Source organism: Rhodococcus sp. FG69, assembly GCF_057808915.1.
The window spans coordinates 134,068-156,656 of record NZ_JBMDIX010000003.1 but is presented as its reverse complement, the minus strand read 5'-3'; the positions used below and the strand labels follow the sequence as shown (position 1 = coordinate 156,656).

The 22,589-nt window shown below is 63.6% G+C and carries 23 protein-coding genes; 13 read left to right on the top strand and 10 right to left on the bottom strand.

Annotated features, from left to right (window positions below):
• Positions 1–36: 36 nt before the first annotated feature.
• A complete protein-coding gene (locus tag ACODSO_RS04450; protein WP_489035446.1) occupies positions 37–1,875 on the bottom strand; it encodes a multicopper oxidase family protein in 1,839 nt (612 codons plus the stop codon).
• A 102-nt stretch (positions 1,876–1,977) separates the two neighbouring features.
• On the opposite strand from ACODSO_RS04450, the gene ACODSO_RS04445 reads away from it, so the two are divergent.
• Complete coding sequence (locus ACODSO_RS04445; protein ID WP_489035327.1) at positions 1,978–3,054, top strand: ABC transporter ATP-binding protein; 1,077 nt, start codon at positions 1,978–1,980, stop codon at positions 3,052–3,054.
• Positions 3,055–3,131: 77 nt separating this feature from the next.
• Here the strand turns inward: ACODSO_RS04445 and ACODSO_RS04440 are convergent, their stop codons facing one another.
• From ACODSO_RS04440 to ACODSO_RS04430, 3 genes are read right to left on the bottom strand one after another with little or no spacing between them, the layout of a single operon-like run.
• The gene (locus tag ACODSO_RS04440; RefSeq protein ID WP_489035325.1) at positions 3,132–4,154 is read right to left on the bottom strand and encodes an aspartate-semialdehyde dehydrogenase; all 1,023 of its coding nucleotides are present in this window, start codon (positions 4,152–4,154) and stop codon (positions 3,132–3,134) included.
• A 2-nt stretch (positions 4,155–4,156) separates the two neighbouring features.
• Complete coding sequence (locus ACODSO_RS04435; RefSeq protein ID WP_489035323.1) at positions 4,157–5,422, bottom strand: aspartate kinase; 1,266 nt, start codon at positions 5,420–5,422, stop codon at positions 4,157–4,159.
• A 45-nt stretch (positions 5,423–5,467) separates the two neighbouring features.
• A complete protein-coding gene (locus ACODSO_RS04430) occupies positions 5,468–5,659 on the bottom strand; it encodes a hypothetical protein (protein WP_489035321.1) in 192 nt (63 codons plus the stop codon).
• 193 nt (positions 5,660–5,852) lie between these two features.
• Between ACODSO_RS04430 and ACODSO_RS04425 the strand changes: the two genes are divergently transcribed.
• The 4 genes from ACODSO_RS04425 (at position 5,853) to ACODSO_RS04410 (ending at position 11,536) form a co-directional block, all read left to right on the top strand.
• Entirely contained in the window at positions 5,853–8,492 is a 2,640-nt protein-coding gene (locus tag ACODSO_RS04425) for a winged helix-turn-helix domain-containing protein (RefSeq protein ID WP_489035320.1), read from the top strand.
• 186 nt (positions 8,493–8,678) lie between these two features.
• Positions 8,679–8,912: a DUF8691 family protein gene (locus tag ACODSO_RS04420; RefSeq protein ID WP_338887016.1), complete on the top strand. Its 234-nt coding sequence runs from the start codon at positions 8,679–8,681 to the stop codon at positions 8,910–8,912.
• 175 nt (positions 8,913–9,087) lie between these two features.
• The gene (gene leuA / locus ACODSO_RS04415) at positions 9,088–10,899 is read left to right on the top strand and encodes a 2-isopropylmalate synthase (protein ID WP_489035319.1); all 1,812 of its coding nucleotides are present in this window, start codon (positions 9,088–9,090) and stop codon (positions 10,897–10,899) included.
• A 259-nt stretch (positions 10,900–11,158) separates the two neighbouring features.
• Positions 11,159–11,536 carry an SHOCT domain-containing protein gene (locus ACODSO_RS04410; RefSeq protein ID WP_068379201.1) on the top strand — a complete coding sequence of 126 codons (378 nt, stop codon included), beginning with the start codon at positions 11,159–11,161 and terminating at the stop codon, positions 11,534–11,536.
• A gap of 1 nt (position 11,537) precedes the next feature.
• Here ACODSO_RS04410 and ACODSO_RS04405 read toward each other — a convergent pair whose 3' ends face one another.
• Positions 11,538–12,440 (bottom strand): LysR family transcriptional regulator, encoded by a 903-nt coding sequence (locus tag ACODSO_RS04405; protein WP_489035317.1) that lies wholly within the window; start codon positions 12,438–12,440, stop codon positions 11,538–11,540.
• A gap of 72 nt (positions 12,441–12,512) precedes the next feature.
• Between ACODSO_RS04405 and ACODSO_RS04400 the strand changes: the two genes are divergently transcribed.
• Complete coding sequence (locus ACODSO_RS04400) at positions 12,513–13,421, top strand: EamA family transporter (protein ID WP_489035316.1); 909 nt, start codon at positions 12,513–12,515, stop codon at positions 13,419–13,421.
• A gap of 28 nt (positions 13,422–13,449) precedes the next feature.
• Here ACODSO_RS04400 and ACODSO_RS04395 read toward each other — a convergent pair whose 3' ends face one another.
• Positions 13,450–13,833 carry a nuclear transport factor 2 family protein gene (locus tag ACODSO_RS04395; RefSeq protein ID WP_489035314.1) on the bottom strand — a complete coding sequence of 128 codons (384 nt, stop codon included), beginning with the start codon at positions 13,831–13,833 and terminating at the stop codon, positions 13,450–13,452.
• Positions 13,834–13,927: 94 nt separating this feature from the next.
• Here ACODSO_RS04395 and ACODSO_RS04390 point away from each other — a divergent pair, with 94 nt between their 5' ends.
• The 3 genes from ACODSO_RS04390 to ACODSO_RS04380 are packed head-to-tail and all read left to right on the top strand — an operon-like array spanning position 13,928 to position 16,158.
• On the top strand, positions 13,928–15,193 hold the full coding sequence (locus tag ACODSO_RS04390) for a Mur ligase family protein (protein WP_489035312.1): 1,266 nt from the start codon (positions 13,928–13,930) through the stop codon (positions 15,191–15,193).
• Positions 15,186–15,893 carry a type 1 glutamine amidotransferase gene (locus ACODSO_RS04385; protein WP_489035311.1) on the top strand — a complete coding sequence of 236 codons (708 nt, stop codon included), beginning with the start codon at positions 15,186–15,188 and terminating at the stop codon, positions 15,891–15,893. The genes ACODSO_RS04390 and ACODSO_RS04385 overlap by 8 nt, the downstream gene beginning before the upstream one ends.
• Before the next feature lie 43 nt (positions 15,894–15,936).
• Complete coding sequence (locus ACODSO_RS04380; protein WP_489035310.1) at positions 15,937–16,158, top strand: hypothetical protein; 222 nt, start codon at positions 15,937–15,939, stop codon at positions 16,156–16,158.
• Positions 16,159–16,218: 60 nt separating this feature from the next.
• On the opposite strand, the gene recR is transcribed toward ACODSO_RS04380, so the two are convergent.
• From recR to ACODSO_RS04365, 3 genes are all read right to left on the bottom strand, one after another.
• Positions 16,219–16,827 (bottom strand): recombination mediator RecR, encoded by a 609-nt coding sequence (gene recR, locus ACODSO_RS04375; protein WP_489035309.1) that lies wholly within the window; start codon positions 16,825–16,827, stop codon positions 16,219–16,221.
• A gap of 11 nt (positions 16,828–16,838) precedes the next feature.
• The gene (locus ACODSO_RS04370) at positions 16,839–17,177 is read right to left on the bottom strand and encodes a YbaB/EbfC family nucleoid-associated protein (protein WP_489035445.1); all 339 of its coding nucleotides are present in this window, start codon (positions 17,175–17,177) and stop codon (positions 16,839–16,841) included.
• 62 nt (positions 17,178–17,239) lie between these two features.
• Entirely contained in the window at positions 17,240–17,674 is a 435-nt protein-coding gene (locus ACODSO_RS04365) for an SRPBCC family protein (protein WP_068379228.1), read from the bottom strand.
• Positions 17,675–17,918: 244 nt separating this feature from the next.
• Here ACODSO_RS04365 and ACODSO_RS04360 point away from each other — a divergent pair, with 244 nt between their 5' ends.
• Together ACODSO_RS04360 and ACODSO_RS04355 are read left to right on the top strand one after the other, a co-directional pair.
• Positions 17,919–19,367 (top strand): FAD-binding oxidoreductase, encoded by a 1,449-nt coding sequence (locus ACODSO_RS04360; RefSeq protein ID WP_489035307.1) that lies wholly within the window; start codon positions 17,919–17,921, stop codon positions 19,365–19,367.
• The gene (locus tag ACODSO_RS04355; protein ID WP_489035306.1) at positions 19,364–20,677 is read left to right on the top strand and encodes a class I SAM-dependent methyltransferase; all 1,314 of its coding nucleotides are present in this window, start codon (positions 19,364–19,366) and stop codon (positions 20,675–20,677) included. The genes ACODSO_RS04360 and ACODSO_RS04355 overlap by 4 nt, the downstream gene beginning before the upstream one ends.
• A 34-nt stretch (positions 20,678–20,711) precedes the next feature.
• On the opposite strand, the gene ACODSO_RS04350 is transcribed toward ACODSO_RS04355, so the two are convergent.
• Positions 20,712–21,650, bottom strand: a complete 939-nt coding sequence (locus ACODSO_RS04350) for an oxygenase MpaB family protein (RefSeq protein WP_489035304.1) — start codon at positions 21,648–21,650, stop codon at positions 20,712–20,714.
• Between the two features lie 53 nt (positions 21,651–21,703).
• Here ACODSO_RS04350 and ACODSO_RS04345 point away from each other — a divergent pair, with 53 nt between their 5' ends.
• Positions 21,704–22,294: a TetR/AcrR family transcriptional regulator gene (locus ACODSO_RS04345; protein WP_489035303.1), complete on the top strand. Its 591-nt coding sequence runs from the start codon at positions 21,704–21,706 to the stop codon at positions 22,292–22,294.
• Positions 22,295–22,310: 16 nt separating this feature from the next.
• Positions 22,311–22,571: an acyl-CoA-binding protein gene (locus tag ACODSO_RS04340; RefSeq protein ID WP_489035301.1), complete on the top strand. Its 261-nt coding sequence runs from the start codon at positions 22,311–22,313 to the stop codon at positions 22,569–22,571.
• Positions 22,572–22,589 lie beyond the last annotated feature (18 nt).

The window sequence follows — 22,589 nt, the reverse complement described above, 5'->3', positions numbered from 1 at the left end:
AGGTCAGCGAATGGAAATCCCCACCCAAGCGTGCGATCAGCCCAGTACGCGATATCGCAGCATCATCTCGTGATCCTCGTGGTCGAGCATGTGACAGTGCCACATGTAGCCCTGCAACTCCGAGCCGCTTCCATGATTGCCCGATGCGTGATGGCTCGATACTTGGTGGCTCGATACTTGGTGGCTCGATGCGGTGGAAAACGTTGCGTCGGGATCGAATCCGAGTTCTTCGGCACGCGGGAACCGCACAAGGATTCGCGTCACGGTACCCGGGTAGGTGTTGACGGTGTCCTTGGCGCCGGCTTCCCACGGCGCGGGCCCAACCGTCGGCCCGGTGCAGTAGCGCTCGACGTCTGGTGCCCATTTCACACCGATGCCCGGCCGGGGGTTGTCTCGCTGGTACGCCGCGAGATCGACCGGCGCCCGGCCGAGGGTTCGAAAGTGCACGAGATGCAGATGGATCGGATGCGGTTCGAGTGTCGTATTGACGATGTTCCACTGCTCGACGGCGCCCTGTGCGGGCATTTCGATATCGGGATCGCTGTACCGCAGGTTGTTCAATGTCATCATTGGAGGCGCCGTCGACAACCCGGCCGACGGCTGGTTGACCGTGACGGTTCGAGTGAAAGTGGGAGTCGGCACGGGAGGCAACAATGCGGCCTGGCCTTTGCCACCGCGATACATCGTCATGACGTCGCCTGTGAACCCGCGGCCCGACGCCACCCTGAATTGGCAGAACAGCGGCATCGGGACTGCACCGAGCGAGGCGGCCTGGGCAGGTGGCGGCTCGTCGTTGCGCAGTTCGACGACGGCGCCGGGCTCCACGGCACCGAAATCGACGAGCACATCGACCCGCTCGGCCGGCGCCAACCGGATGCTGCCGGTATGGACAGGCGCGTCGAGCAATCCCCCGTCGTTCCCGATCACCCAGAACTTCATCCTGTTCGAGAAGAACAGATTCCACACACTGTAGGAACCGGCGTTGACGACACGGAACCGATAGAGACCGCGTGCGACTTCCATCGTCGGCCAGATCTTTCCGTTGACGACTCCGACGTCGCCGGTCCCGCCACCCTCCCATTTGCCCTGCGGCACCGTGATATTCGAACGGATGCTCATCGAACCGTCGGGGTTCATGATCTTTTCCTGCAATACCAACGGCATCTCGAACTCACCGGACGGCAATCCGAGCGAGTTGTCGGCCAGTCCCGAATCGAACTGGTCCCGAACAAGATTCGTGCCGACAAGCCCGGCGTAGACGTTGATGCGCGTCATCGACATCGCATGATCGTGGTACCACAGACCAGCAGCGTCGTTCAGGCCGGGGAAGCTGTGCGTCAGGGACTCCCCGGGTCTCACCAGCATCTCGGAGTGCCCGTCACTGTCCGGCGGCGTGATGCCTCCGTGCAGGTGCAACGACGTCGGCGTCAGGTGACGGTCGTTCTCGCTCATCCCGTGCAGCGACGTGTCGATATCGGCGGCGAGAGGATTGCCGTCCGTCGAATTGGTGTACCGCAGCGTCCACGGCTGCCCCTGCACGCTCTCGATCGTCGGACCTAGGTAGTCGAGTTCGCCGTATCCGAAGGTGGGCGCCGGCGCGAGATCGGCGTGGAAGGAATGTGCGCCACTATGGGCATCGAGCTCGATCGCACTCCCCGACAGGACCGGCAGCCTGGGCAACTCGTCACGAAACGGCTGCAACTTCGGTGAGTGGAAGAGCAGCGGGCTGTTGCCTCCGAAAATGTCGTCGGCCAGTGCCCGACGGGTCGCCGTACTCGATGGCAGCGCTGCCGCTCCGACAGCCAGCGCGGTCAGCCCGGCCGCACGGAAAGCAGATCGACGGGACACTGCATCCACGCGCACCCTCCCGTCCATCGATGTGATCGAGCCCATACTATGGGCCCTCGTCGACACCCGTCGACACCCCACACTCGGATCGTCCGGCACGTTCCTGCCGGTGGAGGGACTTTCTTCGTCATGGCATCGATCACATTCGACCGCGCCACCAGGCTTTTTCCAGGCTCCGACGTCCCAGCCGTCAATTCGCTCGACCTGGAAATAGCCGACGGCGAATTCTTGGTACTCGTCGGCCCCTCGGGCTGCGGCAAGTCGACCTCGCTGCGGATGCTCGCGGGCCTCGAAGAAGTCGACAGCGGCCGCATTTTCATCGGCGGCACGGACGTCACCGACTCCGAACCCAAAGACCGCGATATCGCGATGGTGTTCCAGAACTACGCGCTGTACCCACACATGAGCGTCGCCGAGAACATGGGCTTCGCGCTCAAGCTCGCGAAGGCGAACAAGGAAGAAATCCGCGCTCGCGTGCTCGAAGCTGCCAGACTGCTCGATCTGGAACAGTATCTGGACCGCAAGCCGAAGGCACTGTCGGGAGGTCAGCGTCAACGAGTCGCTATGGGGCGCGCCATCGTTCGGCAACCGCAGGTGTTCCTGATGGACGAGCCGCTGTCCAATCTCGACGCGAAACTCCGTGTTCAGACGCGTACTCAGATCGCGCAGCTTCAGCGTCGCCTTGCCACCACCACGGTGTATGTGACGCACGATCAGGTCGAGGCGATGACGATGGGTGACCGGGTGGCCGTGTTGAAGGGCGGCGTTCTGCAACAGTGCGCGTCCCCGCGCGAGCTCTACCGGACGCCGACGAATGTGTTCGTCGCTGGATTCATGGGTTCACCATCGATGAACCTGTTCAGCGTGCCGGTCACCGATGGTGGCGTGCGGATCGGTGACCAGGTGGTCCCGGTCTCGCGGGGGACCCTCGCGGCGTCCACGGGGTCCGAGGTCGTTTTCGGGATCCGGCCAGAGCATGTCGAGATCGTGTCCTCGGGATTGAAGCTCGAGATCGACGTCGTCGAGGAACTGGGCTCGGAAGCGTTCGTATTCGGTCGCGCCGATATCAACGGCACTGCTCAGACGATCGTCGCGCGCGCCGACTGGCGTGATCCGCCGCAGAAGGGCGAGATCGTCAGCATTCGGTTCGACGACGCCCACTCCCATATATTCGACGGATCGGGCGACGGCGTGCGGCTCGGGTGACGAGAGGGCGCTCCGCGCCAGTGGCGTGGTTGAGTGCACCCCAACGCACTCAACCGCGCCACTGGCGGCGGAGCCGCCTACACCAGCAATTCCGCGATCTGAATCGTGTTCAGGGCAGCACCCTTGCGCAGGTTGTCGCCCGAGACGAAGAGCGCAAGCCCGCGCCCCTCAGGGACGCCCGGATCCTGGCGGATACGGCCGACGAGGGACACATCCTTGCCTGCGGCTTCCAGCGGCGTCGGGACATCCACCAGCTGGACGCCGGGAGCCGAACCCAGGATCTCCCTGGCACGCTCTGCCGAGAGCGGCCGAGCGAACTCCGCGTTGATCGACAGCGAGTGACCGGTGAACACCGGGACGCGAACGCACGTACCGCTGACCAGCAGATCAGGCAGCCCCAGGATCTTGCGGGACTCGTTGCGGAGCTTCTGGTCCTCGTCCGTCTCGCCGGAGCCGTCGTCGACGAGCGCACCGGCGAGGGGCAGGACGTTGAACGCGATGGGTGCGACGTACTTGTTCGGAGCCGGGAAGTCGACCGAGGATCCGTCGTGCACGAGCTTTTCGACGTCACCGATGACTGCGCGCGCCTGGGTGGCGAGTTCGTCGACGCCGGCAAGGCCACTGCCGGAGACCGCCTGATAGCTGGAGACGATCAAGCGCTGCAGGCCTGCCTCGTCGTGCAGCGCCTTCAGGACCGGCATTGCAGCCATCGTGGTGCAGTTGGGGTTCGCGATGATTCCCCTGGGCGGGTTCTTCGCCGCCTCGGGGTTCACCTCGCTGACGACCAGCGGTATGTCCGAGTCCTTACGGAACGCCGACGAGTTGTCGATGACGACGGCGCCGGCCGCCGCGAAGCGGGGCGCCTGCTCACGCGAGAGGGTTGCACCGGCCGAGAACAACGCAATGTCGATCCCGGCGAGATCTGCGGTGGACGCGTCCTCGACGATGATCTCCTCGCCGCGGAACGGAAGCTTCTTGCCCGCCGATCGAGCGGATGCAAAGAACCGCACGGTCTCGGCCGGAAAGTTACGCTCCTCCAACAAGGTTCGCATGACTGCGCCGACCTGCCCGGTGGCTCCTACGACTGCAACTACGGTCATGACTACCGTCCTGTCCCTGCGTGTACGACGGCTTCTTCCTCGCCGCCGAGGTCGAAGGCTGCGTGCAGAACGCGCACCGCCTCGTCGAGCTGTGTGTCGCTGCACAACACCGAGATTCGGATCTCGGAGGTGCTGATCAGATCGATGTTGATGCCCGCGTCCGCAAGAGCCTCACAGAACGTCGCGGTGACGCCCGGATGACTCTTCATTCCGGCGCCGACGAGCGAAACCTTGCCGATGTGATCGTCGTAGAGAACCTGCGCGAAGCCGATTTCGGACTGGAGCTTGGTGAGCTTCTCCACCGCCGTCGGACCGTCGGCCTTGGGGCACGTGAAGGTGATGTCAGTCTTGCCGGTGTCGATCTTGGAGACGTTCTGCAGCACCATGTCGATGTTGATCTCGGCATCGGCGACAGCTCGGAACACCTTGGCGGCGTAGCCGGGAGCGTCGGACAATCCGACGACGGTGACCTTCGCTTCGCTGCGATCGTGTGCGACGCCGGTGAGAATGGCTTCTTCCACTGGGATGTCCTCCATAGATCCGGAGACGATGGTTCCGGGTTTCGTGGTGTACGACGAACGGACGTGCACTGGAACGTTGTAGCGGCGCGCGTATTCGACGCACCGCAGCATCAGAACCTTCGCGCCGCAGGCCGCCATCTCGAGCATTTCCTCGAACGAGACGGTGTCGAGGTGTCGGGCATTCGGCACGATGCGCGGATCGGCGGTGAAGATTCCGTCCACGTCGGTGTAGATCTCGCAGACGTCGGCATTCAACGCGGCGGCGAGCGCAACGGCCGTGGTGTCCGAGCCACCGCGTCCGAGCGTCGTGACGTCCTTGCTGTCCTGACTGACGCCCTGGAAACCCGCGACGAGGACGATCGAGCCTTCGTCGAGTGCGCTGCGAACGCGACCAGGCGTGACGTCGATGATCTTGGCGTTGCCGTGCACGCTCGTGGTGACGACGCCAGCCTGCGAACCGGTGAAGGACCGCGCCTCGGCGCCGTACGAATGAATGGCCATCGCCACCAGCGCGTTGGAGATGCGCTCGCCGGAGGTGAGCAGCATGTCCATCTCGCGGGCAGGCGGGGCTGGGCACACCTGTTGCGCCAGGTCGAGCAGCTCGTCGGTGGTGTCACCCATTGCGGAGACAACTACTACGACGTCGTTGCCCGCCTTCTTCGTCTCGACGATTCGTTCAGCGACGCGTCGGATGCGTTCGGCGGTGCCCACCGACGATCCACCGTACTTCTGGACGATGAGAGCCACGCGTGTGTACCTCCGCTGCATTGTGGTGTGACTGGCTTGACTACCTTACCGAGTTGCCTGCCTGCGAGGCGCTGCGGGTACGACGGCGACGCCTCTCACCTGCGCTGATTCGGTCTTCGACGACGACAGTCGACGAGTGATCGGTCCGATCGCCCACGACAGGACGGCACACGACGAGACAGCACCCGACTCCGCGGCACCGATGACGAGTGGTCCCGCATCGCCCCGGTCCGGCATCCGGTTTCTCGGCTTCGATCGGGGGCTCGGTCTCGAAATTCGATTGCTACTACGACACGACGCCGCCGCTACCCCTCCGAACCGTACCGACCGGCCTGCATATTCGACTTTCGGCACCCGAAATGGCAAGGAAGGGAATACTATTGGGCAGTCCAACGCATCGCCTGCGCCTTTCGTCGGGAGAGGGTCGTGTATGACCACGTTGCCCTTGTCTGTGCCCACACCCCGAAGTCGCATTCCGGCCCTCGCCGAGGCGACCATTCGGCGACGACGGCTGCTCGACGACCTCGATCGCGGCGGGCGGACCAATACGGTCACGTTGTTGACCGCACCCGCGGGATCCGGCAAGACCATGCTCCTTGTCGACTGGATCGACTCCAAGCGGGGCACCGCCAGAGGCTCGATCGCCTGGCTGACGGTCGACGAGACCGACAACGACCTCGTCGGCATCCGCTCGCGCATCGCCTCTGCCTTCGCACAAGCCGGCTCCCCCGCCCTGGATTCGGCAATTGCGACCCTCCCGTCGCCCAGCGACTCGTCGTACGCCGACTTCGCTGCGCTGCTCGTCGAGGCACTCGAGTCCGTGGACGAGCACATCACGTTGATCCTCGACGACAGCCATCTGCTGCATGATCGACAAACACTTGCATTGCTCGGGAATTTTCTCCGGTGGCCTCCTCGCAACGTGCGGGTCGTTCTGGCGGGGAGATACGAACCGCCACTCGCGCTCCAGAAGCTGCGCCTCGACGGCCTCGTGCACGATATCTCGGCCTCTACCATCGCCTTCACCTCCGACGAGGCAGCCGAGATGCTGGCGCGATCCGGGACCGTTCTGAACGAGCACGACTTGGCGAAATTGATGAACCGCACCGAAGGCTGGGCGGCTGGCCTTCGACTCGCGGGCATGACACTCGTAGGCTCTCTCCGCCCCTCCGAACTGATCGAGGACTTCACCGGAACCGAGCACACGGTTGCGGACTATCTAGTGGGTGAGGTGCTGTCCTACCTCCCGCCGACCGTTCGGATGTTTCTCGTCGAGACGGCCGTACCCGATTGGTTCACAACTGATCTCGCGGAGCGTCTCACCGGCGAGAGTCACGCCCAAGACGTCATCGACGGCCTTCTCGCACAGAACTTCCTGATCGATCAGATCCCCGGTCCGGAGCCCGCATACCGCTACCACCCGCTGATGCGCGGGTACCTCCGCGCCGAGATGGCCCGGCTCGGTGCGGAGCAGATCCGAAATCTCGAACGCGTCGCAGCGTCCTGGTTCAACGACTACCGACAACCGCTGCAAGCTCTCCAACACAGCGTCCACGCGGGAGACTCTCCGACGATCGTCGAGATCCTATGCGAGTCGGGCCTCGGCATGGTGCTGCGAGGGAACGGCGCCCAGGTGCTCACGGCCATCGAACGGAGCCCGGTTCGCGTCAGAAAACACGCGATCGCTCAGCTCGTCAACGCTGCAGCGTTTCTCATCGATGGCAACACCGCTCCGGCAGTGTCGATACTGTCCGCGCTTCGCCGATCTGCGACGGCTCCGGTCACCGATCGGACCTCACGCAAGGATCTCGACGCCGAAATGCTGCGGCGCGCTCTCGAAGTCCACGCTGCGATTCGCACCGGCAACATCGCGGCGGCGCTCGCTCGGGCGAAGAATCTCGACCTCGGAAAGTCCGGCTCACCAGAACTCGATTCCTACACCTTGATGGTCGTCGGCCTGGCCGAACTGCACCTCGGCCTCGCCACCGACGCCATCCACCACCTCATGGACGCGACGGCCAACGCCCGAGCAGGCAATCTGCATCTCACTGCTCTGAGCGGCCTGTCCATCGTCGCCGGATCTTATTTCCTCGCAGGACAACTGGACGATACCCTCGGCATGGTCGACGAGGCTCGCGAGATCGCCGACCGACACGGACTCACCGACACTCCCGTCTATGCCGTGGTGCAGTCCTTGGAACTGCTCGTGGCGACTATTCGCACCGACCCCGCCCCACCACCCGTTCCGGAGGACGTCTGGGTCGCAATCGGCCAGTCGCCGGATCCAGCGGTCGCCGACTACGGGCGCCGTGCCAGGTGGGCCTTGGAGATGCTGGGCGACCGGTCCGGTCACCACGACCGCGAGTGGTTGGAATTCGACCGGCCGGCCATCCCCGGCTTCGAGGCCCTGCTCGCTCCGATGGTGCAACGACGCTATCTGACCTCGGGCGAGGTCCATCGCGCAACCGAACTCGTCGACGTCACGACACGTCGACTCGGCAAGATCGGCGACGTCGGGCTGCTCGCCGCCGAGATCCATCGACTGCACGGGCGGCTCGACGCCGCGGACAACGAACTGTCGTCGATTGTCGACGGCACCAGGCGGTGCATCAATCCAGTCAACTCCGTTCGTGCGCTCCTGGCGGCCGCAAGCGTCGCCGCGGCTAGAAAACACCCGATTCGGGCGTTCGACATGGTCGTCCAAGCGTTGACTGCGGCGGAACCGGAGTCGATACTGTTGCCGTTCGTCGAGGCAGGTACCCCGGTACGCGACATTCTGACGCATAACCACGGACGATTCGGTCTGCTCGAGCCATTCGCGGATCGCGCCCGTGCCTGTGTCCCTCACGAAGCTCGGACGATCGATCGGCCCGCTACCGGCACGCTCACCCGCCGCGAACTCGAGTTGCTTCGGGAACTCCCCTCATGGCGGACCGCAGAACAGATCGCCGCCGATCACTTCGTCTCCGTCAACACCATCAAGACGCACCTTCGCGGGATATACCGAAAGCTCGAGGTCCGCTCCAGACGGGACGCGATCGCGGCAGCACACGAGCTGGGTCTGCTGTAAGAGACCCGCGACCGGAGCGTCACAGGGTTCATCACCTGCGGGTGATGCCGCAGCCCGGTTCGACGCGGACGCTGGTACTCACACCGACAAGCCAAACCCGGGAGCGGAACCTGCAGAACAACCCCCCATTCCGGGAGTGGAACCTGCGGAACGCCCCTGGTGGAATCAACTGCAGGAGCGAACGCCATGGCTCGACCCGCCGACGTGCATTCGCACGGAATCCGATACGAGTTCACCGTCGAGGGCGACCTCTCCGAGCGCGCGAAGGCCGCATTCCCCGACCTCTCCGTCGCACGGATTCCGACCACTTTCACGCGCCTGTTCGGACCCATCGACGACGAGACGGCGCTGCGCGGAATGCTCGCACGCTTCGATGCGCTCGGTCTGACCATCGTCGAACTGCGCAGGCTTCCGGACTGAGGTTCGAGCAACCCGGACGTGAAACCACCATGGTCGGTAGTACACTCGCACACATGCAGCGCGCGCTTCTTCTCGATCGCCGCGACGGGGTCTGAATCAGACTGGCTTCCCGTCGCGGGGTTTCATCGCGCCGGTCGAAATCCATTTCAGCGAAGTAACCTCGGAGATCAGAGCAATGTCACCAGCCGACGCATACACATCCGGATCGCGCACCATCACCCCGCCTTCCCGTCCTGGACCGAGCGACCAGCCCGCATGGAACACGCAGAAGAACTCTTCGATGCCGACCTACCGGTACCGTCCGTTCGCCGAAGAGGTCGAGCCGATCACGCTGCCGGATCGAACCTGGCCCGACAAGATCATCGACCGCACTCCGCAATGGTGTGCCGTCGATCTACGCGACGGTAACCAGGCTCTCATCGATCCGATGAGTCCGGCGCGCAAGCGTCGAATGTTCGATCTGCTGGTCCGGATGGGCTACAAGCAGATCGAGGTCGGGTTCCCGTCCGCCAGCCAGACAGACTTCGATTTCGTCCGGGAGATCATCGAAGACGGCGCCATCCCCGACGACGTCACCATCCAGGTTCTGACGCAGTGCCGTGCCGAACTCATCGAGCGGACCTACTTGGCCTGTGAAGGCGCACGCAACGTCATCGTGCACTTCTACAACTCCACCTCCATTCTGCAGCGTCGCGTGGTGTTCAAGGCCGATCGGGACGTCATCAAGAAGATCGCAACGGACGGCGCGCGCAAGTGCCTCGAGGTCGCTGCGAACTACCCGGACACCGATTGGCGGTACGAGTACTCCCCCGAGTCCTACACCGGAACCGAACTGGCATACGCAAAAGAGGTGTGCGACGCCGTCGTCGAGATCATCGATCCGACGCCTGCGAAGCCGATCATCCTGAATCTGCCTGCGACGGTAGAAATGGCGACACCGAACGTCTACGCCGACTCGATCGAATGGATGAGCCGTAATCTGAACCGCCGCGACAGTGTGGTTCTGTCACTGCACCCGCACAACGACCGCGGTACGGGCGTCGCCGCAGCAGAACTCGGCTATCAGGCCGGCGCGGACCGCATCGAAGGATGCTTGTTCGGCAACGGGGAGCGCACCGGCAACGTGTGTCTGGTGACGCTCGGACTCAACATGTTCACCCGCGGTGTCGATCCGCAGATCGATTTCTCGAACATCGACGAGATCCGGCGGACCGTCGAGTACTGCAACCAGCTCCCCGTACACGAGCGTCATCCGTACGGCGGCGACCTCGTCTACACCGCTTTCTCGGGAAGCCACCAGGACGCCATCAACAAGGGCCTCGACGCAATGAAAGTCACTGCGGACGAGCAGGGTTCGGACATCGGCGAGATCACCTGGCAGGTTCCGTACCTGCCGATCGACCCGAAGGACGTCGGCCGCACCTACGAGGCTGTCATCCGGGTCAATTCGCAGTCAGGCAAGGGTGGCGTCGCATACATCATGAAGGCCGATCATGGTCTGGCGCTTCCGCGTCGGCTGCAGATCGAGTTCTCCCAGGCCGTGCAGCGCATCACCGACGGTGAGGGTGGTGAGGTCTCACCGAAGGAAATGTGGGACGTTTTCGCCCAGGAATACCTGAGTCCGATCCGGCCGCTCGAACGCATCAAGCAGCGCGTCATCGCCGCGGAGACCGACGGCGGCACGGACAGCATTGTCGCCACGGTCAAGCTCGAAGGCGTCGAGCAGGACATCAGTGGTTCCGGCAACGGACCACTCGCTGCCTTCGTCGACGCGCTCTCCACAGTCGGCTATGACGTCAGCGTCCTCGACTATTCGGAGCACGCGATGTCCGCAGGTGACGACGCGCAGGCCGCCGCCTATGTGGAAGCATCCGTCACCGGGCCCACGGGAAGTGCAGTCACCGTGTGGGGCGCCGGAATAGCCACCTCCATCACGACCGCGTCACTACGCGCAGTCGTGTCAGCAGTGAACCGCGCACTGAAGTAGACGACGCGGCCCGCCGCAGTCCACTCAGGCCCCTTTCCCGCTTCCTCGTGCCGGGAAAGGGGCCCGCGTGGTTCCCACCGCCCCGGGGGCCGCGAACGGGAGATTCAGCTCGCCGTCGTATGCACAGTGTTCCTGTGAAGCTCACGCGCGCACATCATCCGGCGCGGGTGATCTCACCTGTTTCGGATGATGATCTTGCTTTGCGTCGGATGCCAGAATTGCTCGTAGGTTTTCACACTGATGAAATGGGGCACCGAACGTGGACTCGTTCTGGGATTTTTTGTGGCTGATAATCGTGAGTTTCGCGTTCATCGCGTACCTCATGGTGTTGTTCTCGATCATCGGCGACCTCTTCAGGGACCACAAGACCTCTGGCTGGGTCAAGGCGATCTGGGTGTTCTTCCTGATCGTTGCACCGTTCCTCACCGCTCTGGTCTACCTGATCGCCAAGGGCGGTGACATGACCAAGCGTCAGGTCGCGGCCGTGCAGCACGCGAGGGACGAGCAGGAGCAATACATCAAGCAGGTCGCCGGACGGACATCCGCCGAGGAAATCGCGCACGCCAAGGCACTACTCGACGCGGGCACGATCACCGAGGACGAGTTCAACCAGCTCAAGTCGAAGGCACTTACGTAGCTCACGCTCCGTTTCCGCTCACGCAGGCGGCCTCGTCGACGAAGGCGTCCACCACTGCGGCGACAGCCGCCAGTGCGTGGGCGCCTGGGCGCGTTGCGAGCTCGTAGATTCGCCCAGCCCGCACACCCGAGAGCGGGAGACGAACCAAAGCTGGATGGACGACGGCATAGCGCGGCATCAGCGCGACGCCGTGTCCCCGGGCAACGAGTTCCTCGGTGACACGGAAGTCGTTGATGCGCTGAATAACTCGGGGGCGAACTCCTGTGGCGGCCGCAACCGAGAGCAAGACGTCGTCGACCGGAAATCCACCCCTGACGCTGATCCACTGCTCGTCGGCCAGCTGACGTAGATCGACCGAATCCTGTTTTGCCAGAGCATGTTCAGGCGGAAGCACGAGATCGATCGGTTCGCGCATCAACGCTCGAACTTCGATGCGCGGCGCTGCCGTCGCCGCAGCTCGTTCGTCTCGATGCGTCAGAACGACGTCGTAGTCCGCCAGGAGCGCCGGAACGGACGAGGCAGGTAGATCCTCGTCGCTCGCGTCCACTCGAGTTCCACTCTCGCGCATCCTGTCCAGAACGCCCGGCAACAGCAACGCGGCACCGGACGGGAACAGAGCGACGCGCACGCGTCCCCTCGGCGACGCGCTGTAGGACGCCATCTCGGCACTGGCGCGATCGAGAGCTCCCAGAACCTCGTCGGCGCGAAGCACGAGCGCGGCGCCCGCGTCGGTCAGACGCAGGCGTCGACCATCGGGTTCGAGTAGCGGGACACCTGCCTCTCTGCCGAGCAGTTTGAGTTGCTGCGACACTGCCGACGGCGTCAGCGACAGCGCGATCGCGACCGCTCCGACAGTTTCGCGGTCCGCGAGCTCCCTGAGGATTCTGAGCCGCTCCACATTCATGTAGTAAATCTTAACTGTTGATACGGATATATTCGATTGTGCTGATAGTTAAGGCCCGTCACGATTGGTGCCATGACCACTCGCGACCGCCTCCTCGGACTGACCGTCGCCGTGCTGTGGGGACTGAACTTCCTCGCCATCCGTGTCGGCCTCGACCACTTCCCCCCGTTCTTCTTCGCTGGGCTGCGATTCCTGGTCATCGCCGTGCCCGTCGTACTGTTCGTCCGACGCCCGAACGTTCCGCTGAAGTGGCTTCTGCTGTACGGCTTCGGCTTCGGCTTCCTGCAATTCGCCTTCCTGTTCGCAGCCATGAACGCTGGAATGCCCACCGGGTTGGCCTCGCTCGTGTTGCAGTCTTCGGCGCCGTTCACGATCGTTCTCGGCGCGCTGCTCCTTCGCGAGAACGTGAGCAGGCGTCAGATCCTCGGGATTACCATCGCGGTCGCCGGGATGGCCCTCATCGGATACGACCGGACCCAGGCCGCGTCCCTGATACCCGTCGTGCTGACCTTGATGGCCGGACTGGGTTGGGCGGTCGGCAATCTGGGCAACCGGCTGGCCAAGTCCACCGAACCGATGCGGCTGATGCTGTGGATGTGCGTGGTCCCGCCGCTCCCGATGCTCGCTCTGTCGGCTGCGGTGGAGGGCCCGGCGACGGGCTGGCGGGCGCTCGCGGACTCGTTCAGCATCGACGGCTGGCCCGCCCTTGCAGGCCTCGCGTACATCGTGCTGCTGGGAACCATCGCAGGTTCCGGTCTGTGGACGATCCTGATCAGCCGTCACCCGGCCGGCGTCGTCGCGCCGTTTTCGCTGCTCGTTCCGGTCGTCGGAATTGCCGGCGCGTGGATCTTCCTGAGCGAAACCCCGAGCATTCTGTCGCTGATAGGAGCCGCGGTCGTCATCGCCGGCTGCTTGGGCGGGATGGCCACCGCGCGGCGAGCGTCGTCGGCTACGCCACTGGCGGAACCGCTGCGAGTCTGACATCGGTGACCCCGATCTGGGCGTTCCTTCAGTTTCCAGGAAGCTGGACCAGATCCTCGGGCGACCAATACGCCCGCATCGATGTGATTCTGCCGTCGTCGTCGAATTCCATCACGTCGATGGGTGCCACTTCGAACGTGTTCTCGCCGAATTTGGACACCAACCTGAAGTGGAAGGCCGCCGAGTTGGAAGCGATCTTGCACGTCAGGAGTTCCGCTGACTGCTCCAAGGGCTCCAGCACCGCGTAGAACTCTCTGATCGCCTGTTCGGTTGTCCTGACCTCGGTGCCGACCGGATCTTCCACGGTCGCCCCCTCGGCGTACAGGGCAAGAATGTCGTCGACGGTGCCGTGCGCGACGGCCTCGACGTAGGCGTCGACGGTCTTGCGGACGACATCGGCAGATGGGGCCATGCGAGTTCCTTTCTAGAACTTGTTTCAGTCAACATAGCGGGTGCCGCCACATTCCGAGGAGAGTCGAGCCGGATGTTTGTGCCAGACTCGGCGCATGGTTCGATCGGGTGAGCGCAGAGCGGCAATCGGCGCGCGGGGCCGGCTGGCACTACGAGCGGCCGAGGCCGCGACGTGGGCGTCACGCAAGGCAGGTCGAGGTAAGGGATCGATGATCGGCGGTCTGGTCGCCCTCAAGATCGACCCGGACATCCTGACGGGACTCGGCTCCGGTCGTCGCACAGTGGTGGTGACAGGAACCAACGGGAAGTCGACGACGACACGCATGACGGCTGCCGCACTGGCCACCCTCGGCGACGTCGCGACACAAGCAGACGGCGCGAACATGGACGCAGGCATCGTCGCCGCCCTGCACGCGCATTTCGACGCCCCGCTCGCGGCGCTCGAGGTCGACGAACTTCACGTACCGCACGTGTGCGACGCCGTGTCGCCTGCCGCGGTCGTGTTGCTCAATCTCAGTCGCGACCAGTTGGACCGCGTCGGCGAGATCAACATGATCGAACGAAAGCTACGAGCAGGCCTGGCCCGTCATCCCGAGACAGTCGTGATCGCCAACTGCGACGACGTGCTCGTCACGTCCGCTGCATTCGACGCCCCGAACGTGGTGTGGGTGGCGGCGGGCGGCGGCTGGGCAGGCGACTCCGTCAGCTGCCCTCGGACCGGTGAACCCATCGTCTGGGACGGTGAACACTGGTACAGCACCGGAAGTGAGTTCAAGCGCCCGACTCCCGACTGGTGGCTCGACGACGAAAATCTCTACGGCCCGGACGGCCAGATCATCCCGATGACGCTCGCTCTTCCCGGTAAAGCCAACCGCGGCAACGCAGCCCAAGCTGTCGCAGCCGCAGTGACGCTGGGAGCAGCCCCCACCGATGCCGTCGTCGCCGCGTCCGGAGTAAACGAAGTCGCCGGGCGGTACTCCACCGTCCAGCACGGACCACATTCCGTCCGAATGCTTCTCGCGAAGAATCCCGCCGGCTGGCAGGAAGCGCTGTCGATGATCGACCCGACCGTGGATGGGCTCGTCATCGCAGTCAACGGTCAGGTTCCCGATGGCGAGGACCTTTCATGGCTGTGGGACGTACGGTTCGAGCATTTCGAGAACGTTGCTGTCGTCGCTGCCGGCGAGCGTGCCACCGATCTGGGAGTCCGGCTGCTGTACGCCGGTTCGCAGCACACAACCGTCGCAGATCCGTTGAAGGCCATCGAATCCTGCCCTCCCGGGCGCATCGAGGTTCTAGCCAACTACACTGCGTTTCGCGATCTGGGGCGCGCACTCGCACGGGAGGCGAACGATGTCTGAGTCCACCGTTCGCATCGGGTTGGTCCTGCCCGACGTCATGGGCACCTACGGCGACAATGGCAACGCATTGATTCTGCGACAACGGCTTCGGATGCGTGACATCGACGCCGAGGTCGTGCACATCACCCTGAACGATCCAGTCCCCGACTCGCTCGACGTGTACACCCTCGGCGGCGCCGAGGATTCGGCGCAGCGCTTGGCGACTCGGCACTTGACGAAGTATCCAGGGCTGCAGAAGGCAGCCGCCCGCGGAGTCCCGGTGCTGGCCATCTGCGCGGCCATTCAGGTCCTCGGCCACTGGTACGAGACATCCTCCGGCGAAAAGGTCGAGGGGGTATCCCTCTTCGACGTGACGACGTCACCTCAGGAAACTCGATCGATCGGCGAGGTCATCACCGAGCCGCTGCTCGATGGGCTGACCCAGAAGCTGTCCGGATTCGAGAATCACCGAGGGGGAACGACATTGGGTTCCGACGCGCATGCGTTGGCACGTGTCACCTCGGGCGTCGGAAACGGAGTCGGTGACAGCCGAGAAGGCGTCGTACAAGGTTCCGTGATCGGGACGTACATGCACGGGCCGGTTCTCGCCAGGAACCCGGAACTGGCGGACTATCTGCTGGAAAAGGCGATCGGCAGGACCTTGGAGCCGCTGGACCTGCCTGAGGTCGCACAGCTGAGGCGCGAGCGCCTGCGACGGTAGTGCCCGGCGGCTCCAGAGGCTTGGCGGCCCCGCCGCACGGATCGTGAGCGACATCGTCCCAGCCGAACGCCAGGCTGGCGCGTCCGGCGAGTTCGGCGGCATTGTCTCTGCGTCGATCTCGGAAGCGAATCTGCTTGGCCGAATGGAATTGCTGCCCGTCCAGCCGGACTATCAGCCCACCCTGCCCGTATTCGACGTCCTCGTAGAGAAAGACGTCCGCCGACGTGGACCGGTGCTTGCCGTCGGCCGGTCGGTAGTCCGTTGAGTGCACGTCAGGACACTCAACCGTGCCACTGGCGGCGAAGCCGCCCTCCAAATCCGAGCCCTACAAAACCCGCCGTCCGGTCAGCGCACGGCCGAGCGTGAGCTCGTCCGCGAACTCCAGATCCCCGCCCATCGGCAGGCCGGAGGCCAGCCGGGTGATCGATAGGCCGGGAAAATCGCGCATCATCCGGACGAGATAGGTCGCGGTCGCTTCGCCCTCGGTGTTCGGATCGGTCGCGATGATGACCTCGGCGACATCGACGCCGTCCTCCTGGTTCCCGATGCGCACCAGCAACTCGCGAATGCGCAACTGATCAGGCCCGACGCCGTTCAATGGATCGAGCGCACCACCGAGGACGTGGTACCTGCCTTTGAACTCTCGAGTGCGCTCCACGGCTTGAACGTCTTTCGGTTCCTCGACGACGCAGATGATGCTGCGATCACGCCGAGGATCGGCGCAGATTCGGCACAACTCCTTGTCGGCGACCGTGCCGCACACGGTGCAGAACTGGACCCCGTCACGGACACGCTGCAGCGCATTGATGAACCGGTCCACCTCGGGCGGTTCGACGCCCAACAGGTGAAATGCGATGCGCTGAGCACTCTTCGGGCCGACCCCAGGCATCTTGCCGAGCTCGTCGATCAGATCCTGGACTGGACCCTCGTACACGCGCGAACTCTCTAGAAGCCGGGGAGCCCGAGCGATCCGCCGCCGAGCCCACCCGCCAGCGGTCCGAGCTTCTCGGCGGCGACAGCCGACGCCGACTTCGAGGCGTCGGCGATGGCCCCGATGATCAGATCCTGAAGAGTCTCGACGTCCTCGGGGTCGACGACCTTCGGATCGATCACCAGGGAAACCAGCTCACCCGTCCCCTTGACCGTCGCCGTGACGAGGCCCCCGCCTGCCTGGCCGGTCACCTCGGCTTCGGCGATCTCGGCTTGCGCAGCCATCAGCTGCTGCTGCATCTGCTGGGCCTGCTGCATGATCGACGCGATGTCGGGCTGCTCACCGGGTTGCACAGTGGTGTCCTCTCGGTTCGGGTACTCCACAGCAACACTAGTGGGTCATCCAGCCTTACCGACTAACGCACTTCACGTTCCAGATTCGACAGCGTCTGCGCCTGGATCTTCTTCAATCCCAACGGCGCGAAGGTCTTCTCGAAGAACCCGCCGATCCCGCCCGCACCCTTCCACTCGGTGGTGGTCGTCACCTCGCTACCGGTTCCGGACGGGGCGACGGTCCAGGTCGTGACCATCGAGGAGTTCGCGTCGCGCTCGACGATCCTCGATCCGTCGACGGTGACGGTCGCCTTGACGTTGCGCGACCGCTTCGACGTGGCCTGCAGCGTCCACTGAGCGACAGTGCCGTTGCCCTGTCCCCCTTCTACGACGGTGTAGTCGAGGTACTGCTCGGGAAGAATCCGCGGACGGACGGTCTCGTAGTCGGCGAGTGCCGCCAGAACCTGATCGGGCGCCTGAGCGATGGTGATCGAACTACTCGCGCTTACCTGTGCCACGTGTGCGTCTCCTTGAATCGTTGTTACCTGGTTCCCATCCTGCACTCCGGGGTGACCGATCGAGAAAGAACGACGTCGTGGGTGTGATGCGCTTCACCGCGGACTGTCCCAGCTGCGAAAATAAGTTGGATGCACCACGCATTTGACCGATTTGCGCATATCAACAACAACATTTCCATGAAGTTTCATGCTCCAGGTGCCATTCTCGGTAGCCCCGCGCGAGCAGTGGATATAGCGTCTCCATGTGGCTTACGCGATAGCACTCCCGAGACGAAGGCCCGCACCCCGCGAGAGCGGATTCGCCGCGCACCGCGCAGGGGTGGAACTTCTGCTGGACAGCTATCGGGCAATACCCGCGACCGCAACCGTTCGGTTGGCGAAGAAGACGTCCAACCTGTTCCGAGCCCGCTCGGCGACGAGCGCACCCGGCTTGGACGTGTCAGGCCTGACGAGCGTCATCTCGGTCAACCCGCAGAACAAGACCGCCGATGTCGCCGGCATGTGCACCTATGAGGACCTCGTCGCGGCCACTCTCCCGTACGGCTTGGCGCCGCTGGTCGTCCCACAGCTCAAGACGATCACCCTCGGCGGGGCAGTCACCGGACTCGGCATCGAGAGCACCTCGTTCCGTAGCGGTTTGCCGCACGAGTCGGTGTTGGAAATGGATATCCTCACCGGCCGCGGTGAGATTGTCACCGCGACTCCCGACGGTGAAAATTCAGACCTGTTCTGGGGCTTCCCCAATTCGTACGGAACTCTCGGATACGCGACTCGACTGAAAATTCAGCTGGAGTCCGTCCTGCCGTTCGTCGCCCTGCGCCATGTCCGCTTCGACGATCTCGACGTGATGCAGCGCGTCATGGACGAGATCGTGCGCGACCGTTCGTACGACGGCACCGAAGTGCAGTATCTCGACGGAGTCGTCTTTTCGGCCGACGAAAGCTATCTCACCCTCGGCATTCAGACGGCCGAACCGGGGCCTGTCAGCGACTACCACTCGGGGCAGGACATCTACTATCGCTCGATCCAACACAGGGGCGCCACACCTGAACCCGACCGACTGACGATCCATGACTACCTCTGGCGCTGGGACACCGACTGGTTCTGGTGCTCACGCGCATTCGGCACGCAGAATCCGAGAATCCGACGGTTCTGGCCGAAAAAATACCGTCGCTCCAGTTTCTACTGGAAGCTCATCGCGCTCGACCGAAAGTACGACATCGCCGATCGCCTCGAGGCGCGCAAGGGCAATCCGCCACGGGAACGCGTCGTACAGGACGTCGAAGTGCCCATCGAGAACACCGCCGCGTTCCTGCGTTGGTTCCTGAACGAAATACCCATCGAACCACTGTGGTTGTGTCCGTTGCGTCTTCGGGAACCGGCACTGTCCGGCGCCGACGCGGCTCGCCCCTGGCCGCTCTATCCGCTCGAGCCGAAGAGGACCTACGTCAACATCGGGTTCTGGTCCTCGGTTCCGATAGTTCCAGGAGCCCCTGAAGGTGCAGCCAACCGGGCGATCGAGCACAAGGTGACCGATTACCAGGGGCACAAGTCGCTCTACTCGGATGCGTATTACACCGAGTCGGAGTTCGCCGCGCTGTACGGCGGCGAGAAGTTCGTCGAACTGAAGAAGCGTCACGACCCTGATTCACGTTTGTTGGATATGTACTCGAAGGCGGTGCAAAGAAAATGACAACGTTCGAAGAACCCACTACACGCGAGACCCGAACTCACAAGCTCACCATCTCGGAGATCCTCGAGTTGCTCTCCGACGGCAACATCCCGATGCGGTTCACCGCCTACGACGGAAGCGCGGCGGGACCCGAGGACGCCGAAATCGGCCTGACCCTCAAGAGCCCACGCGGAACCACGTATCTGGCAACCGCCCCCGGCGATCTCGGGATGGCGCGCGCGTACGTCTCCGGTGACCTCGACGCCGTCGGCGTCCATCCGGGCGACCCGTACGACCTGCTGCGGATCATGGGCGACGAACTGCATTTTCGACGCCCGAGCGCCCTGACGCTGGCGTCGATCACGCGGTCACTCGGCTGGGATCTGTTGCGTCCCATTGCCCCTCCCCCGCAGGAAGTCGTTCCGCGGTGGCGTCGGATAGCCGAGGGACTCCGACATTCGAAAACTCGCGACGCCGATTCGATCTCGCATCACTACGACGTGTCCAACACGTTCTACGAGTACGTACTCGGGCCATCCATGACGTACACCTGCGCTGCCTACACCTCGGAGAACGACACGCTGGAGGCGGCGCAGGAGAACAAGTATCGCCTCGTGTTCGAGAAGCTCGGATTGAAGGAAGGCGATCGACTGCTCGACATCGGCTGCGGCTGGGGTGGAATGGTCCGCTACGCGGCGCGACGGGGCGTCAAGACCATCGGCGCGACCCTGTCGAAGGAGCAGGCTGCCTGGGCGCAGAAGGCGATTGCCGAGGAAGGCCTGTCCGATCTCGCCGAGGTGCGCTTCTCCGACTACCGGGACATCGCGGAAACGAACTTCGACGCGGTGTCGTCCATCGGGCTCACCGAGCACATCGGCGTCCACAATTACCCGTCGTACTTCGACGCGATCAAGTCCAAGCTTCGGGTCGGCGGCCGAATACTCAACCACAGCATCACCAGGCCGGACAATCGAAGTCATGCACGCGCTGGGTCGTTCATCGACCGTTACGTCTTCCCGGACGGTGAACTGACCGGTTCCGGGCGCATCATCACCGAGATGCAGGACGTCGGCCTCGAGGTCCGCCATGAAGAGAACCTGCGCGAGCACTATGCACTCACTCTCAAAGCCTGGTGCAAGAATCTCGTCGACAACTGGGACGCCTGCGTAGCCGAGGCGGGCGAGGGCACTGCACGCGTCTGGGGCTTGTACATGGCCGGATCTCGGCTCGGGTTCGAGCGCAATGTCGTTCAGCTGCACCAGGTGCTGGGCGTCAAGCTCGGCCCCAAGGGCGAGGCGAGTGTTCCGCTTCGCCCGTGGTGGGAGGGCTAGCCCTCCAGTGGCGCTGCAGAATCGGGTGACATCACTACACCTTGGGGCTGTAGTGCTTCGGATCGTCGCGCGCTTCCATCGGCGGCAGATTTCGCGCTGGGGTCTGCGGCAGCGCAGCGTCGGCGAGCACGCGGCCGTTCGCACGGTCCCAGCCGGCCCGTCCACGCGGATGCAAACGGTAGCGTCGTGGAACCAACGCGAACGACAGGTTCACTGCCTTACCCACCCAACCGAAGACGCGCTCGTCGCGCTCGGACCAGTCGTAGCCCAGCAAGTCTCGCACCGGCTGGTCGTACAACCCGACGGTAAGCCAGACGAACCCGCGGGTGATCGGCACTCGCAGGACCGACCACACGCGGCTCGGAATCCACGCTGCATACGGCGGGGGTCCGATTTTCGACAGGTCCAGCACGTCGCGTGTTGCCTTGTTGTCCTCGAGGACCTCGTTGCACATGCGTTTCCAGTACAGCTGGAAGTCCTCCCACGTCTCCGGCACCGGTTTCATGCTCATGCCGTAGAGCCGATACCACTGGATGTGCTCGGTGAACAGCTGACGTTTCTGTGCTTCGCTCACTCCGCCCATGAAGTGATCCGCCGTGAGGATCGTTCCCATGAAGAACGTCGCGTGCGCCCAGTAGAAGGTGTCGGGATCGAGCGCGTGGTAGCGGCGCCCCTTGGCGTCGACGCCTTTGATGTTCTCGTGATATCCGCGGACCTGCAGCGCAGTCGCTTCGGCGCGATCGCCGTCGAACACCACTCCCCCGATGGGATAGAGCGAGCGATACAGACGTTGCCACCGTTCGTCGAAGAAGATCGAGTGCTGCTCGACTCCTGCGCCGAGACCAGGGTGCATGTTCTGCATGGACCCCGCCCATACGCCCTGCAGCATTCCACGCCAATCACCGAAGTATTTCCATGTCAGCGAATCCGGTCCCAGTGGAACCGGTCGCTCGTCACCCGATTGACTACGCATGTTGTCAGACTAGGATCTGACAACATGCGTAGTCAATACTTCAGGCGAAGCCGTTGAACATCGACGAACGCCGACGCCAGCGCCACGAGTCGCTCTTGGCCGCAGGAATCGAGTTGCTCGGCTCCCCCGATGGTTCCGCCGTCAGCGTTCGCGGGGTCTGCCGCTCGGCAGGTCTCACCGAGCGCTACTTCTACGAGAGCTTCGACGATCGCGATGCATTCGTACGAGCGGTGTACGCCCACGTCGGCGAGCAAGCCCGACAAGCAATCGTCGATGCCGTCGAATCCTCGGACCAGCGCGACCGAGTCGAGACACCCGTCCGCGCGTTCGTCGAACTGGTTCTGGACAACCCGAGCGTCGGACGAGTTCTACTGCTCGCCCCGTTCTCGGAGTCGGCGATCGGCGGAAGCGGCGCAGCATTGCTTCCCAGCTTCGTCGAGCTCGTGCAAGCCCAGTTGGTCACCGACGACCCCGATGACAGACACCTGATTGCCGTCGGCGTGGTCGGGGCGCTCACGGCGCTGTTCGTCGGCTACCTCGACGGCTCCATCACGACGCCCCGCGAGAAATTCGTTGCGCACTGCGTCAGGCTCGTCTCCGGGGCCTCGGAACATGCCATGATCGAACCGACCACATTCCGATAGCCAAGGAGCTCACACGATGTCCGATCTCGACAAGTCGTTCCAGCAAGCCCAGGTCGACGTCAAGACCCTCACGACCAAGCCGAGCAACGATGATCTGCTGAGCCTGTACTCGTTGTACAAGCAGGGCTCGAAGGGCGACGTCGACGGCAAGCGACCAGGCAGGCTGGACATGGTGAACCGCGCCAAGTACGACGCCTGGGCAAAACTCGAAGGCACTGGCCAGGATTCGGCCAAGCAGTCGTACGTAGACTTGGTTTCTCGCCTTCTGGGCAAGTAACTCATCCACAATGAGAGG